Annotated in this window: 20 protein-coding genes; 9 read left to right on the forward strand and 11 right to left on the reverse strand. The window is 33.7% G+C overall.

Features of this window, described 5'->3' with window-relative positions:
- Nucleotides 1-910 (forward strand): hypothetical protein (locus tag QYZ68_RS05270; protein ID WP_301384644.1); only part of this gene is annotated, 910 nt, incomplete at its 5' end.
- A gap of 23 nt (nucleotides 911-933) precedes the next feature.
- A complete protein-coding gene (locus tag QYZ68_RS05275; RefSeq protein WP_301384645.1) occupies nucleotides 934-1,617 on the forward strand; it encodes a hypothetical protein in 684 nt (227 codons plus the stop codon).
- A gap of 469 nt (nucleotides 1,618-2,086) precedes the next feature.
- Here QYZ68_RS05275 and QYZ68_RS05280 read toward each other — a convergent pair whose 3' ends face one another.
- The 8 genes from QYZ68_RS05280 to QYZ68_RS05315 form a co-directional block, all read right to left on the reverse strand.
- Entirely contained in the window at nucleotides 2,087-2,605 is a 519-nt protein-coding gene (locus QYZ68_RS05280) for a hypothetical protein (protein WP_301384646.1), read from the reverse strand.
- 103 nt (nucleotides 2,606-2,708) lie between these two features.
- On the reverse strand, nucleotides 2,709-3,254 hold the full coding sequence (locus tag QYZ68_RS05285; protein WP_301384647.1) for a hypothetical protein: 546 nt from the start codon (nucleotides 3,252-3,254) through the stop codon (nucleotides 2,709-2,711).
- 27 nt (nucleotides 3,255-3,281) lie between these two features.
- Nucleotides 3,282-4,664, reverse strand: a complete 1,383-nt coding sequence (locus tag QYZ68_RS05290; protein ID WP_301384648.1) for a coiled-coil domain-containing protein — start codon at nucleotides 4,662-4,664, stop codon at nucleotides 3,282-3,284.
- Nucleotides 4,665-5,252 (reverse strand): hypothetical protein, encoded by a 588-nt coding sequence (locus QYZ68_RS05295; RefSeq protein WP_301384617.1) that lies wholly within the window; start codon nucleotides 5,250-5,252, stop codon nucleotides 4,665-4,667.
- Nucleotides 5,253-5,784: 532 nt separating this feature from the next.
- Complete coding sequence (locus QYZ68_RS05300) at nucleotides 5,785-6,348, reverse strand: hypothetical protein (RefSeq protein WP_301384616.1); 564 nt, start codon at nucleotides 6,346-6,348, stop codon at nucleotides 5,785-5,787.
- Nucleotides 6,349-6,471: 123 nt separating this feature from the next.
- A complete protein-coding gene (locus tag QYZ68_RS05305) occupies nucleotides 6,472-6,720 on the reverse strand; it encodes a hypothetical protein (RefSeq protein WP_301384565.1) in 249 nt (82 codons plus the stop codon).
- Complete coding sequence (locus tag QYZ68_RS05310) at nucleotides 6,717-8,273, reverse strand: plasmid maintenance protein (protein ID WP_301384649.1); 1,557 nt, start codon at nucleotides 8,271-8,273, stop codon at nucleotides 6,717-6,719. Before QYZ68_RS05310 ends, QYZ68_RS05305 begins: the two co-directional genes overlap by 4 nt.
- A 253-nt stretch (nucleotides 8,274-8,526) precedes the next feature.
- The gene (locus QYZ68_RS05315) at nucleotides 8,527-9,123 is read right to left on the reverse strand and encodes a hypothetical protein (RefSeq protein WP_301384650.1); all 597 of its coding nucleotides are present in this window, start codon (nucleotides 9,121-9,123) and stop codon (nucleotides 8,527-8,529) included.
- A gap of 439 nt (nucleotides 9,124-9,562) precedes the next feature.
- On the opposite strand from QYZ68_RS05315, the gene QYZ68_RS05320 reads away from it, so the two are divergent.
- From QYZ68_RS05320 to QYZ68_RS05350, 7 genes are all read left to right on the forward strand, one after another.
- Nucleotides 9,563-9,757, forward strand: a complete 195-nt coding sequence (locus QYZ68_RS05320; RefSeq protein ID WP_301384568.1) for a hypothetical protein — start codon at nucleotides 9,563-9,565, stop codon at nucleotides 9,755-9,757.
- A complete protein-coding gene (locus QYZ68_RS05325; protein WP_301384569.1) occupies nucleotides 9,754-9,915 on the forward strand; it encodes a hypothetical protein in 162 nt (53 codons plus the stop codon). The genes QYZ68_RS05320 and QYZ68_RS05325 overlap by 4 nt, the downstream gene beginning before the upstream one ends.
- Nucleotides 9,916-10,191, forward strand: a complete 276-nt coding sequence (locus QYZ68_RS05330; RefSeq protein ID WP_301384570.1) for a hypothetical protein — start codon at nucleotides 9,916-9,918, stop codon at nucleotides 10,189-10,191. It abuts the gene before it with no gap.
- A complete protein-coding gene (locus QYZ68_RS05335; protein WP_301384571.1) occupies nucleotides 10,184-10,588 on the forward strand; it encodes a hypothetical protein in 405 nt (134 codons plus the stop codon). The genes QYZ68_RS05330 and QYZ68_RS05335 overlap by 8 nt, the downstream gene beginning before the upstream one ends.
- Before the next feature lie 177 nt (nucleotides 10,589-10,765).
- Nucleotides 10,766-10,993, forward strand: coding sequence for a hypothetical protein (locus QYZ68_RS05340; protein WP_301384572.1), 228 nt, complete (start codon nucleotides 10,766-10,768; stop codon nucleotides 10,991-10,993).
- The gene (locus tag QYZ68_RS05345; protein ID WP_301384573.1) at nucleotides 10,986-11,933 is read left to right on the forward strand and encodes a hypothetical protein; all 948 of its coding nucleotides are present in this window, start codon (nucleotides 10,986-10,988) and stop codon (nucleotides 11,931-11,933) included. The genes QYZ68_RS05340 and QYZ68_RS05345 overlap by 8 nt, the downstream gene beginning before the upstream one ends.
- Nucleotides 11,934-12,455: 522 nt before the next feature.
- Complete coding sequence (locus QYZ68_RS05350; RefSeq protein WP_301384574.1) at nucleotides 12,456-12,632, forward strand: hypothetical protein; 177 nt, start codon at nucleotides 12,456-12,458, stop codon at nucleotides 12,630-12,632.
- A 990-nt stretch (nucleotides 12,633-13,622) separates the two neighbouring features.
- Here QYZ68_RS05350 and QYZ68_RS05355 read toward each other — a convergent pair.
- The 3 genes from QYZ68_RS05355 to QYZ68_RS05365 all read right to left on the reverse strand — a co-directional run bounded on the left by QYZ68_RS05355 (nucleotide 13,623) and on the right by QYZ68_RS05365 (nucleotide 15,527).
- The gene (locus QYZ68_RS05355; RefSeq protein WP_301384575.1) at nucleotides 13,623-14,228 is read right to left on the reverse strand and encodes a hypothetical protein; all 606 of its coding nucleotides are present in this window, start codon (nucleotides 14,226-14,228) and stop codon (nucleotides 13,623-13,625) included.
- Nucleotides 14,229-14,629: 401 nt separating this feature from the next.
- Nucleotides 14,630-14,875, reverse strand: a complete 246-nt coding sequence (locus QYZ68_RS05360; protein ID WP_301384576.1) for a hypothetical protein — start codon at nucleotides 14,873-14,875, stop codon at nucleotides 14,630-14,632.
- Nucleotides 14,862-15,527, reverse strand: coding sequence for a hypothetical protein (locus tag QYZ68_RS05365; protein WP_301384577.1), 666 nt, complete (start codon nucleotides 15,525-15,527; stop codon nucleotides 14,862-14,864). The genes QYZ68_RS05360 and QYZ68_RS05365 overlap by 14 nt, the downstream gene beginning before the upstream one ends.
- Nucleotides 15,528-15,595 lie beyond the last annotated feature (68 nt).

Below are 15,595 nucleotides of genomic sequence, written 5' to 3' on the forward strand. Positions count from 1 at the left end.
CAATATAGCTATTCAACAAGAGGGTATAAAGGAAAATATCAAATTACTTAAGAGTAACATTAAGAATAATATTTCAAGGATAGAGGATAGTAGAAATAAATACTTAAGTCTTGATTATACATTTAAAACAAAAAAGAAGGAGTATTTAGATGATATTGAGTTAGCAAAGGAGGAAAATAAACAATTTGAGCTAGAACTAGCTAATTTATATGAAAAACTTAATAAACTGACTATGGAGTATTATCAAGTAGAAAATAGAGTATCTAGTAATAATTATTTATATGGAATACACGCTTTGATATTTAAATCCGATATAGCAAGTCTTGATAAAACAAATATAAGGTATGTTATGGCATATATCCTCTTGTTATGTTCACTAGTGCTGGATATAGTGTTTGCTATATTTACTTTTAATTTAGCTGATAAATATAGGGATGATTATTTAGCAAAACTGAATGAAATAGGCAATTACATTCCGAAAATAAACAATAGTAATAATATCAAGTTAAACAATGGTAATATCAATAAAATAGTAAAGAAAATAAATACGAGAAAACTTGATATTAATGCAGTACCTGTGGATGTGTATAAGTCACTTGATTTTATTGTTGCAAATTTGGAACAGGATAGTAAAACAATAAAGAAAGTGGAGACCATCTCTAAAGAGACCGGAAAAACAGTTTACTTTATTAGAAAACAAATAGAAAAACTAGTAAAACATAATTTTGTATTTAGGCAACATAGGAATTTAATACTTAACATTGATTTAATGTGTAGTTTATCAAGTGAAATAAATAGTAATGCTGGTGATAGCATGGAGGTAAGCAATATTAAGAGTGAACTTAAGAAGAATTGTAGCTTTGTTAATATTTTTGCAAATGTGTCTTTGTTAACTAGAATATGGAATTGAATTAGATTTTAAGGAGATAAATTATGAATGAAAATGTAGTAACACAACCTGCAGGTTTTACAGAAAACCTCGAGAAGAAAGTAGTAGGTAACACAAATTCTGTAGCTGGTGGTAGTAGAATTGAAAGGTCAGTTTTGGACTACCCAATTATGGATTATCAATCATTGACTAGACAAATAGATGGAGTAGAAAAGGAAATAGTAGGACTTGAGAAGCAAATGACTACCAATTTTGCAGCAGTGGATAAGCAAATAGTAGGACTTGAGAAGCAAATGACTACCAAGTTTGAATCGGTGGATAAGCAAATAGTAGGACTTAAGGAGAATATGGATACCAATTTTGCAGCAGTGGATACTAAGTTTGCAGCAGTAGAAAAGGAAATAGTAGGACTTAAGGAGCAAATGACTACCAATTTTGCAGCAGTGGATAAGCAGTTTGTAGGACTTAAGGAGAATATGGATACTAAAGTAGAAGGGCTTGAGAAACAAATGAATACTAGAATAGATGGTCTTGAGAAGGAAATAGTAGGGCTTGAGAAGGGGATGGATATCAAGATGGATAATTTAGAACAAAATATTTATAAAGAGTTTGCAATAATGAGGAAAGATTTTACTAAATCCAATAGAATACTAATGGCATCTGTAACGCTGATATTTCTTTTGGGTGTTGCATTTATACCAAAACTAATGGCATATTTGGGTTTGTAATCTTTTAAGTTTTAATTTTGAAAAGTAAAGTCAAGGTAAAAGCCTTGACTTTTTTATTGTGATAATTTTTATTTAAAGTGATCATAAAAATAATAGTAATTCTAGTTTAGATCAAAACAAATAATTCTTAAAGATAAACCAATAATATTAAGGAAGCACACAGCAATAAACATATAAGTATATACTTAATACTAATTTTATAAGTATACAAGTATACTAAAACCTTAAGTACTTATAAGTACTTAAGGTTTTAGTATACTTGTATACTTATAAAATTAGTATTAAGTATATACTTATATGTTTATTGCTGTGTGCTTCCTTAATATTATTGGTTTATCTTTAAGAATTATTTGTTTTGATCTAAACTAGAATTACTATTATTCTTATAATCACTTTAAATAAAAATTATCACAATAAAAAGTCAAGGCTTTTACCTTGACTTTACTTTTCGAAATTAAAACTTAAAAGATTACAAACCAAAATATGCCATTAATTTATTTACGATAATTGGCAGCACTATTGCTGCTATTGGTACAAAAATAGCAAGGGTTCGGTTGTATTTATCAATCTTGACTTCTATACTTTCAAATCTAGTATTCATTTGCTTCTCAAGTCCTACAAACTGCTTATCCACTGCTTCAAACTGCTTATCCACTGCTGCAAACTTGATATCCATTCGCTTCTCAAGTCCATCAATCTTAGCATCCATTCGCTTCTCAAGACTATCAATTCTAGTGTCCATTCGCTTCTCAAGCCCTACCATTTCCTTCTCAAGACCATCTATTCGTTGGTTTACCGCATCAAATTTAATATCCATCCCCTTCTCAAGCGCTTTAATATCGCTTTTTAATGCAATAAAATATGATTTAGTATTCTCAACTAGTAATATAGCAACACCCTTTTCATTAACAGATAAACCACTAAGACCTTCCAATTGATTTAAAGTTTTGTTTGTATCCAAATCAATATCTAACACACCATTACTCATTCTACACCCCCCTTAATTATAATAATTTGGTTAAGATAGACACACTAGAAACTGTCCAGACAAAAGCAAATTGTGTCTTAATAGCTTTTTTAAAATTAAAAGATTATAAACCCAAATATGCCATTAGTTTATTTACGATAATTGGCAGCACTATTGCTGCTATTGGTACAAAAATAGCAAGGGTTCGGTTATATTTATCAATCTTGACCTCTATGCTTTCAAATCTGGCATTCATTTGCTTCTCAAGTCCATCAATTTTAGTATTCATTTGCTTCTCAAGTCCGTCTATTTGCTTGTCCACTGCTGCAAACTGCTTATCCACTGCTGCAAACTGCTTATCCACTGCTGCAAACTGCTTATCCACTGCTGCAAAATTGGTATCCATATTCTCCTTAAGTCCAACTATTTCCTTTTCTACTGCTGCAAACTTGGTATCCACTGCTGCAAAATTGGTAGCCATATTCTCCTTAAGTCCAACTATTTGCTTTTCTAATCCATCTATTTGTCTAGTCAATGATTGATAGTTCATACTTGAATACTCAACAAATGACATTTCAATCCTTCCAACAACAGAATTTGTGTTACCTGCTACTTTCTTATCGAGGTTTTCTGTAAAACCTGCAGGTTGTGTTACTACATTTTCATTCATAATTTATCTCCTTAAGATCCAATTTAATTATAATAATTTGGTTAAAATAGACACACTAGAAACTGTTGAGACAAAAGCAAATTGTGTCTTAATAGCCTTCTTAAGCTTGGCTACCTCACTCCTATCACCCGCATCATTATTAATATCATCAACTAACTTACCTATTAAATCGTAATTTAGAACAAAAGATCTGTGCTTCTTATGAAGTAGATTATATTCAAGCAACTTTGCAATACCCTTACGGATATGATGAATTGAAAGCTCTGTCTGTTGAGAAATATCCTCAATCTTTTTAAGCACCCTACTATCCTCTTGAGTGTTATTGATAAAAAAGTCTAGTGTCTTGTACACATCCACTGGAACTGATTTAAAGTCAGCTTTACTTACCTTAAGCTTAGCAACAATACTTAAAGGTTTTCCTATTCTACTTACTACTGGTTTTTCAACTCTGGCTATCTCCTTGCTAGGCGTGCATTCAACCAATTTGGACAATCTAGCTAAATACTCTTCCTTGTACAAACTAGATATATGATAAACAAAAATACAAAAGGCCACATCTAATGCAAAGGAGCACAACAACAATAAATAAGACATTAAATATTTTGTGTATGCATAATCACTTGCAAACAAGTCCGGTCTTAAGAATAACGCATGAATACCATACTTACTACCCACATCGCTATCTTTAATAGTTTTATGAAGTTTAATATCAAGTTCTTCAATCTCTTCGAAATACCTATTTATCTGTATTTCCAATTCCTTATTCTCATGGCGTGTATTCTTAATATACTGCTCATACTCTGCCTTCTTAGTCTTGTGATCATGATACAATGACAAGTTCTTAATCTTGACTGACTCAATTGTTGCTATATTAGACTCAATTTGTCTCCTTAACATATCTATGTTTTGATTCAATATTTTCTTCTTAGCTTCCGTAGCTGCTCTTGAGTCCTCAATAACACTTAATTGTTGTTGCTTAACCTCACGAAGCTCTGAACTGAAAAACAATTGAAAAAAGTTCTCATAACTACCCCATGTACTAGCTAATTGAGTCACAAACGCAATAACGAGCATTACACCCACAAAACTGCTATGTCCACTAGACATAGCAGTTACACTACCCGTTTGCTTCTGCTTCCTATATTCATTAAGTAAATACAACATCTTATGAAATATAATAGTGGGCACTACTATTACAACGATAGTAAATCCTAGATAAAGCAACCTCTGTTCTCGTGTTAGGTGCTCGCTTGAATAAACAATAAATCCGTTATATGAATTTAATATATTAAAGCTAACGAGAAATAATACACCTACTATCTTGATGAAATTCATGTATATAAACTGAATATCAAACTTTAATTTATCCAATATACCCAACTGACTTCTACTACCCACTTCCTTACTCATCTATACTCCCCTTCTTCTAAAATTAGAGATGCTTTTCTTTACTTTTTTAAAAGAAATATCAAAGTTTGCAATACAAATCCCAATATGCTCGAGTACTAACCTTTCTTTTAAAATCATATCCAGCACTCTAGTCCTGTATTTACTTCTATTAAATAAATAAGCAAACATTAGCTTAAATTTATCTCTAAAGCTTGTTAAATAAATTTCATTTCTAAATAAATAAGTAGCATAATATTCAAATTTACTCTTTATATATAAGCTTAAGTATTCACACACATATGTCAAATCATGATATGAAGAATTAAACTTTTTTGATCTAATACTTGATATGAATCTGTATTGATCCTCCTCAAGGCTTGCTACCCACCCATTAAACTCACTTATTCTTCTTTTTATATCCACAATTAATTGGGCTCTTTTTAACTCTTCATATTTCTTAAATTCTAATAAAATGCTTCTTATGTTATAACCATTTATGTTATAATCATTATTGATGGCAGCTGGTACTTGTGTTTTATCGCAAGTATCGCTGCTGTTGTTGTCGCAATCACTTCCTAAGAGAAGTCCTTTTATTTCTAAAGTCGTCATTTTTTACTCCTTTCTTAAGTTATCTTTATTGTATCTCTTTTTATTTGTTTTGTCAACTTTTTTTAAAAATTCACATTTACTTAAAATCAATTAACTATCTAATTACAAACGTATCTCTTCGTATTTAAGATCCCTATGTATGGGCTCTTTAAAATTGATAGTCTAACTTTCTTAAATAGAACCTAAATATTATCAAATAGAACTAGCCATGCCTTAAAACCCGTTAATAGACCTTCATAAAGCTAATTTATTCAAATAGAATTGAATACTTTTAAATATATTTAAACAGAGATATCTATTTTTAAATAGAATTGGATTTCTTAAATATATAAATGTTACTTTTCAAATAGAACTAGATATTTCTAAATAGAAATGGATCGCATAACTTAAGATTATTTGTGAACAATTGTCTTAAGGAAATGTCTTATTAAACTTATTTTAACTAATCAATATTGCAACAAACCTACATTACTAAACCCTGCCAGCATAATCCTGTCAAGTAACACAAAACTAATACATTCTACCCTGTCAATCATTGCTGTGCTTCCAACTTCTGATTTGCATACTTTTCCCTTCTCTTACGCTTGAGTTCTTCTTGGTTTGCATAATAATATCTATGGTTAGCCTTAGCTACTACCTCGGGATGCTCCTTAAGATAAGCTTTGTTTTTCTCTATAATAGCTTCTCTATTTTTCTTATACCACTCCCTATGATACCCCCTATTGCCTTCAATGTCCTTGTAATAGTACTCTCTTGAGTACTCTTTTGACTTCGCTCGTATCTTATCCCTATTCTTATCTCGATACACCCTCTGATACTCTTTATAATACTCTTTCCTATTGTTCTTAGCCTGATACGCCTTAATCTTCTCCTTGTTCTTAATAGTAGACTTCTTATGAATTAATTTTCGCCTCTCTTTCCGCTCCTCCTCAGTAAGATTTAAAGGAGGTCGTCCCCTCTTCTTTTTTGCAGCCTGCTGCTTTGGGACATCTACTTGTAGGCAGGCCTCTGGTGCTACATCAGGCGGTAGCACAGCATCCTCAATTTCCTTGTCTTTAGGCTTTAATAAAGCACTAAGTTTTTCAAACATCTTCATAAACACGCCCCTTTTTTCACTGCCATATCCTCACAAGACTAAGGTCTAGTATCGCAAATTTTGTATAAAACCTCGCTAAGCCTGTCTGAATCAAACCTGCCTATTTTCCATTCATCATAAACCTCAGCAGGATCCACGCCCATCTCCGTGCTTCTTTAAATACTTCTTGAAGTTTCGTCGACTCCTCTCAAGAAGACGATATAATTTCTTAGTGCCTGTTCTATTGAATACCTCGTGTGGATTGCTGCCATATTCAAGACCCTTTTTGTGTTCATAAAAATAATCAGCATTCCTCATCAGATGAGTCTGATTGCGTAGCATAGCATGAACTATCCTTTCCTCTCGACTAAGCTGAACCTTACCACCACTCATGATACCACCTCCTTGTTAATGTTAATACCTTGTCTAAATTTATCCAAAAACACACTCAAAGGCCTTGCACCTGAGTCCTTAAACCTGCCACTAGAATCAATCTCACGGAGATTGCCATACCCATCAGAGTAAACCCTTCTGCTTAAGAGCTCCTGTTGTTTGTACTTATTCCAATACTTATCCATGAAGGTACCCCAAAAATTGTAAAAATCATTCGAATTGTCTGTGTTAGGGTTTAACATCCAAACCTTATGACTGTAAACCTGTGTAAATTGCTGTGTGTAGTACTCAGCTACATCATCTGTAGAATAATCACGAGCATAGATCAAGCTAGACTCAAGGTTACGCAAGGCGTTCCTGTGCGTTGCTACATTGTTACTCGAAAGCCATATTCTAGCAAGAGTATACTTATTGATTCTATAATTGTGCGCTAGATTGCACTCCATATGCTCCTCATAACTCCTTTTGTATGCTTCCTTGCGGGCAGGCGGCGCGGGGCAGCGTGGCGGCGCTTGTAAAGGTAGCCTATCCTGCCTATTGTCATTGTTCTTAAAGCTACTAGCTTTAAGATATATCTTCCCAACCGATTTGCTGATAAGCTCCACCTTTTTCTCATCGATAGTTTTTCTAATATCTTTCCTGTCTTTCTTCTCGTAAGAACTCTTCTTGTAAATCCCGATGCACCCAAAAGCGGCACCTACTTTATTAGAACTAGGCTCTTTATTGTATTTTTTTAAAATCGTTTTCTTAGAATTCTTATTATTATTAAAGCTTACTATACCTTTAGGTATAGGGGCGGCATTTTGTGGGGAGGCATTTGACAATATGTCATCTTCATACTGTTCAATTGTTTTAGAGGGCTCGCCGCTTGTTTCTGTTTTGTTCCCAACCACTTGTTCAGTTTTTATAAAGGGTTTTTTCAAGGGCGTGCAAAGCGTTTCTGTTTTGTTCCCAACGTCTTGTATCTCTTTGCTTACTGCTTGTGTTTCTTCTGATTCGATCTCAACAGCATCATTAAAGACTATGCTGTCGATTTTCTCTTCAAAAGAGCCCTTTATTCTCTTATCAGCAAAGTCATTAATAAGTTTTTGTTCAAAATAGTTTTTAATTATCGTTTTGTAGTTTCTCCATAATTTCCAGTTGATGACATAAAATGCGAAGCTGCCATTTCCTTCACCTAAAGGTTGAATTACGGCTTTAATGAGACCTAAGTCCTTTAACACCTTAATATCACCTCTGAGTGTACGAGAAGAAGCAGGTTTGAGGCCGTCTTTGACAAGGCAGGCATTAACCATTCTATGAATGTCACCTGCTGAGTAGTGCTTAAGACTACCCGATTCGAAATATTGTGTATTATTCATCTCAATAGCCCAACAGATCGTACACCCCCGCCTAATTCGCATTTGTGTTCGAACCACTCGTGATTTTACGTAATCAATGGTGACTGATTTAACGAAGCTGGTAGCCTTTCTGCTCTTCTTAATAATTCTAGCAAGTAATGTCTCCTTAGCCTTTGTGGAGTTCTTGAAAAAGTAAGCGTTTTGGTATAACATTTCTAGTATCCTTTGGGGTATCTATAAGCTTTTCTTGATCGGGTGGCTTATGATACCTTCAGTTAATTTTTATGAATTAATTATAATTCAAATTTTTAAATTCTAAAAGAGAGCAGGTGTGGGCCTGCTTGATTTTTTTTATACTCTTTTTTAGAAGACTTAAAATATTCACTATCATAGCAAAAATATATATTAATATCATTAATAATGTCAACCAGCTGATTATGTAATATTTATAATAATTTGTATATTATTACATAATGTTAAGTAAATTATCAATTAAATCTTCTATTCTGCTTATATCTGCATCATTACTTGCGGAGTCAAACTTCTTAAAAATTTTATCGTATTTACAAAATAGGCACTTTTTTTTCCTTATTCTTTCAAGTATCTCTATTTCGATTAGTTTCCTCTCTATTCTTTTTGCTCTTCTCTCTTTATTGCTTAAAAAGCCTTTTTTATTTTTTGCTTTCTGGGCTAGCAACCCTAATTCTAATAATTCAGGGTCAATATCATGTAGTATCTCCTCCTTTCTTTTCGCAATCTTTATCTTTATGCTTGGTAAATCTTGACTTTTTTTAAAGAATAAGTATTGAATAAATTCTTCGGCAATATAGTCTGGTATTCCAACTCTTATACATGCGTCTATTTCTATAAATGTCTTAGAGATAAAGCTTTTACTGTAGTTTAGCCCATAAATAGACTCAAAGATATTTTTTATTTCACTACAAGTAAATAATATAATTTTGTGATTATTTGTGATTAACATATTGTTACCGTCCTTTCTACTAAATGTTTCTTTTATTATATTGATATTTGAAATGTAATGTTTTTTAAGTAAAATCAGCATTACAGATTTTTTGTTGACTAAAAGTTATTATTTGTATAGTATAAATTAAGCCTTTTTACTAAATATATGATCATACCTTATTTCTCGATAATAAGATTTAAGCGTCTTGGTTGTTTTATTGAGGAGAGGAGCATGCGTTTTGTTGCTAGAGTATGAAGTCGATGTAAGAATTGTTTACAAAAGCCTATTGCAGACTTAAGAACAATGATAACGATTGTATGACAAATGAGAATGATAATCTCTGAGTAGACTTGAGCAATCAAAATAGTTCTTAATTATCGTTTTGTGGTGTAGCCATAATTTCCAGTTAATAACATAGAAAGCAAAGCCACCATTAGCTTGACAAAGAGGTCATTCTGTGTTACAACCGCGAGATCAATCATTATTACAGAGCTAGTTTAAAGCCGTAATCGTTCATAACAGTAGACCTATTTGAGCATTGGAATACGCTAAGAGCAGAGATGATATTAAGGATTTTGCGGAGCAGGTGTCCTACATACGGACATATTTAGGGTTTAATCCTGATCTGAGTAAAAATGGCAATGGACTTATTGGAAGAGTAGAGAGATCTAGAGAAGAAATTGATGATTTAAGAAAACTTTTAATATCAAAATGGATAGGCAAGAGAGGATGACCCATGCCTACTACAGTAAGCTATTTAAAGAAATAGAGGCAATTAAGAAAACAAACATTTCGCTTAACACATTTAATAATATCGGAACATTCATTGTAAAGGTCTCAGCTGTTGCTACTGCTCTTTTTGGATTACTTAAGCTTTTGGGGTGGTTGTAAGTGCAGTCCTGGGATAGAAGTCATGAAAATCATACAAATCAGAAGAAATCACAAACGAAGATAATAGCTGCGCATGGGATCATACTCGCATATTTATGCGTGAGCTTTGCCATCGTGATATCTATAGTTGCGTTGATTATCTGTGGTGAGGTACCACAGATAACTTCTGTGGCGCTTGCAAGTGGAGTTGGGTTTTTTGGTGCAGGCATTGGATGTAAGGCAAGCAAAGAATTTGTTACAAGAATGAGAGGTAGGGAGGCTGGAGAAGATGTCTAGAGAATTAAGGCAGGCTTGGGGATTTGATAATGAGTGTTTGGGTAGTCTAGATATATTTCTAGCATTAAAACAGGGATGTAGTGGTGGATTTTATCTTAAGGACGAGCAGAATCAGGAGACAGATAATCGTTCCCTGGGTGGTATGGCCATACTGGGCAGTGACATTCCAGCAGTAGATATAGCTAGGGTATCTGAGAAGAATCTAGTTAAGAGACTTAAGAGGAAATTCGTGCCCAGTGACAGCTATTTAAACGAAGGAGTATTCCTTAGCAAGGATAGGGTTAATATCTTATTTCATTCAAGACTTAAGAAATTTTTAAGTTTAAACATAAATACAAAAGGAGGATTTATGAGTGAGGAGAATAGAGAAGGGAAGCAGGCTGTGCAGAATGCATAGCAAATTGAGAACCAATATTGTGCGCAGTTTGCAGAGCGGATAGGAGACAAGATAGCAGATGCCCTGGGTAGCATCATAGAAGCTATTGCAGATAAAGTAACGGGTGCTGAAGATGCTAGTGCGGATAAGGTCATAGACAGAGCCAGTTTAGCTTATATTGAGAAGTTAACTAATCGTATGGAAACTTTTAATCAAAATTTCGCTAGGCTATCGCGGCGGGAATCAAAGAGGGATGTTGTAGCTGATTACATTACTTCTTACAAAGATCTTATTGCAAAAATTAAATTACACCAGAAGCAAAATGGATTCGTAAGCTTTACAGAAGCTGAGGATGATTTTACGAGTAAGAATAAAGACAGAATTAGAATAGAGGACAAGATAGAGGAGATAGAAGAGAGTGTCTAGTAAGAATAATTTTAGTATTAGTTTTAATAACCCGCTTTATAGGGAAAGATTGATAGCGGATAAGTATTTTGATAATCCTTATCTTGATGTAATAGAGGGGCTTTTTTTAAAAACTCCTGTTAACCAGAAGGGAGGTACCCTTGCCTTGTATGCTATGCAGGATAAGCAGGATAGTAGTGAGCTTGCATCATTCTCATCAGATCCTAAGCAATTAAAAGACGGTTTGGCTAAAGGCACCTTTTTGCTTACAGGATACAGTCTTGAGCGGTCTTTTGGTGATATTGATTATAGAGATGAGGAGGCCATAAAGCAAGCTGAGAAGATAGTTATGCAAAATTTAGCTGAGGTGGTACATCGTGATTATCTTCTTAAGGGTATGAATGAGGTACATACAAAATCAACTCCCGTTGAGCTTAAGACAACAGATGACTTTATTAGCAAACTTAAAGAGGCCAGATCCAAGATGAGCTTGCAACCTAACAGAATAGCAATGACTGCTAAGACCGCTGGTGCGCTTATTGCATCTGATAAGGGAATTCAGAAGCGAATGGAGATTTACAGGATCCCTGAATTTGATGAGGCAGCTCTTTTAAAAGTAGCATTAGGAATAGAGCCATTTATTTTTCAGTTGCCTGAGGATAGTACTTATGATGGATACATATACTTACTGCATTACGCACGAAGTACTGATGTTTACTCAAAGAGTGTAGGACTGAGGAATTTCCTCTACGATGGAACTAAATCGGGTAGTTATGAGAGGGCAAGATTTTGTAACGGGCAGTTTGCTAGAAGGTACTACCAAGAGAGGGGTGGGATTAATGGACAGCACTATGCACAATTTAGTCTTATTGGACAACTGAAGGTAGAAAATCCTAATTTAATCTCAGTGCTCAAACTAACTGACGCTAAGACCCTACCTAAGAATTATCCATTATCTTAAGATTAGTGGTAATGGTTTAGGGTTAAAGTTTCAAGTTAGTGGAGAAGATTTTAGGTTAAAGGGTTAAGGTATGAAGTTTAGCAGTGGGGTAGCACCCACAAGTCAAGATTTTAATAAGTATCAAGAGTATTTCAAAGAAACATTGGTTAGCCATATGGTGAGTCTTTAAGTACTGCCGAGGCGAGATTTAGGCTAGAGGCTAGACATATTCCAACACTTAAGATCGAAGGCTCTACTAATAGCGCAGGATTGTACACTCATGAATTTGTTTACTACGATAAATACAAAAATGCGAATTCCAAGTATCGATCTATAGACTATTATTCCGCTTATGTTTGATAGCGGTGATTATATGCTTTGCATTCTTCAAGGCAGCGCTAAGTTTAATATCAGCGATCTTGTAACGGTCGCTGATATTTTCGCATCATATGAGTTTTTATGAGTTTTTAGTTTGTGCAGGCAGAAGGTAGCTTATCTACTGCTGCACTTCCAGGGGTCTGTCTGGGTTAAGGCAGATAGCTTTTGATAAATCCTTTAAGGCAAACAGTAGCCTTAAGACTATTGGATGCCATAAGCATTAAGCTACAGTTAGAGATCAAGATAGACAAGCTAGAGACTAATATATGTACAGCAAGAAGCGATCCCATAATTGAGATTAAAGAGATAGGAAAGCGACTAAGAGTGATATTAGGACAGTAATATATCTGATTTATTCGACAGTAGGAGTAGGCGTACCCGCATCGGTTATGTTTCTTACGTATTTAAAGATAAATTTGGGGATATGTTGGTATATAAGTGAAGGTATTGTTGTTTAATTGTAAAGAATTGAAGCATAGGGGTTCATTAGCATACATGCTCAAGATTGTCTATTATCTGGCTAATAGTATAATGCCACGATTGAAGTAATATGTGTTTATTTTATTCGCTTCATTCTATGCTATTTTCCTGTTTTTAGTTAACTGTTACAACCAACAGCAAAACGAACAAACTATAGGATAGAGAATAAAATGATTGATTTAAGGATTATGTTATGCTTCCTTGTTACCATTCCATTTTCTTAAATAAGGGAGAGATAATCGAAGCAATGTTATAATACACCATTGCGTTAGTGGATAAGGATATGCTTATAGCTAATTCTCATTAAAAGCAAAAGCTATCTTTGACTTAAATTTTTTTTGTTTAATGAGCACGATGGCTACGGCTTAGAAGGTCGTAATAGTTTTATACTAGCGAGATTTACTTATTGCAAGAGAGCTTTGTTATGCCTAAAAGAGATACTAGAGAATAAAATATAAGTACTAATAATTTGGTCAATAAATTTATTGATGAAACAAAATCCCTTGATAAATATTTGCATATAAATATAATCGGTGAATAGAAATACAGGTTTAGATATCAATGGATATGCAGAAGCATTCTTGCAAAATATTAGGCCTAATATTTAATTCTCGATGTGTACATTGCTCTGTAGCAGGAGGCAGTATAAAAGAAATAGATCAAAGACACACTGTCCTATATTATTTATTGTGAATATCATCAACAAATAATTAATATAGATTCCACGGGAGCCAAGACTAACTAATTATAGTCTAAATAAGAGATAATAATTGAAAATAAAAGCCACTCTATTGTCTTTTAGAGTGGTTTATTGTTTATTACTTTTTCCAATTCTACAAGGAATAAGAGTCATTACTTGTTTGGAATATATGCAGACATACTTTGAACTAAATTGTACTTTTCGATGAGAAGAGTATTGTAAAATGTTCTTAGAGCCTCAATTCTTGAATCAATTGATGAAGAATCGTTTGTACTCTCTGGTAAATCGTTTTTTGTGTTATCTAAGGTGGTCTTTATTGTTGCATCTATTTTTGTGACACTTGGTGCTTTATCTACTTCCTTCAGTTTTGCTATAATATCGAGTGAAACTGCTAGTTCGTGAACGGTCTTGCGAAGTTTGTTTGCAGTCTTAACCTTTTCTTGAGTGGTAATGCCAGTGTTCTTTGCTGCTTTTACATCTTGTATTATTTTTTGGCTTAGTTCATTTACTCTCTTGTCCATTAAGTCAAGTTGGGGTTTAATATTTGGAGTATTGCTTACATCTTTATAATCATTTGTAATGGCACCCTCACTAGACTTGGATGCAACCGGTGTTTCAGCATCAGGGCTTTCTTCACTCTCACTAGACTTGGATGCAACCGGTGTTTCAGCATCAGGGCTTTCTCCTTCCTCAGATAGGCCAGATTGGTTGCAAGACAACACTAATATAAATAGTAAAAATATAATCATTCTAATCATTTAATCCTCCTAATTTAGAATCATTATAATATAATTATGTTTTTGTAACTATTACTAAATGTTTGAATTTTTAGAAGGCATATTTTGTTTTGGAAACAATAAAACTTATTAGTGAGATTATTAACGTTTGTATTCATATCCTTAACACTTCTTTGTCTCTAAATTTAAAGGACTCATTTTTACATAACAGAACTTATGCTCTTTACAAGGAATTTGTGGTTAGATATGCCTTCCATGATAAACTTTGCTGTACTGGGTTGTATCATAACCGTAACAAAGAGACCTAAGGGTATATTCACGATCATGGGGTCAAGAATTTTTTTGTTCTAAACGAGATAACAAAAAGGAAGCTACCCTCTAGGAAAGCTCGCTTTTGTTTCTCTTTCTTTTAATAGTTGAGGTTAGTTTTTAAATTCTTTATATATTTTCTCCAATTCGGTAAAATCCTTCTCTACTTGCTTCATTCTAGAATTAAGTTTATCCTGCTGTTCCTTAGCCTTCTTAAGTATATCTTCTGCGGTCTTTATTAACTTCTTTGCATTTGGATAGTAATGCCATATGTATGCGTGCTGTTCCCTTTTTATTTCTCTTAAAACATTATCAGCTTCCAGAACAGCTCCCTCAAAGTTATTTTTAGCGTGCTCCAATGGCAAGACTAGCAGTATTATACTCTACTTGTTCTACTGCAGTTTTACTAGTTTTAACCTTCTTAATTGTTCTGTCTAAATCAGGCAATCGTTGTCTATTAACGGAAATATTTCCATTTTTTCTTGCGCTCTCTAAATAAGAGTAAGCTTTCTCAATTGTAACCTTCATCTCATCAAGTCTTGCTTTTGTTCTGCTTAATTCCCTATATAACTTATCAACCTCTTTTAACTGAGTCTCAGATTGCTTTTTAATATTCTCGGAATCCTTAATTTCATTTGCAAATGAATTAGACGCAAAATCTGCTTGTTCTTTATTCAAGTTGCCATCATCTACATTCTCTGCAATAATGTCGTCTTTAAGTCCATCTAACTCCTGTTTTATCTCTTCGACACCACCGATGCCTCTTCCATCAACAGCTTTTTTCCCTTGTACACTTTCTCCAGCATCATTTAAACTTTGAGCCTCACTCCCACTTCTACCACTGTCTTTTACCCCAGTCTCAATATCAGCCTTTTTACCGTCAAAAGATTTAACACTTGCTTCATTGCTTTCTGAAGAACCATCTTTGCTTTTTAAGGAATCTTCCATCTTCTCAAGTATTTCATCATACAGCTTGCATGAGACAATGCTACTCTCTAAACCAAACAACATTAACACTTTAATCATTAATTTCAATTTCTTCTACCTCTATCATAATAATAGATCCCATATTATATCAT

The sequence above is a fragment of the Borrelia sp. P9F1 genome, assembly GCF_030436115.1.
Lineage (GTDB): Bacteria > Spirochaetota > Spirochaetia > Borreliales > Borreliaceae > Borrelia.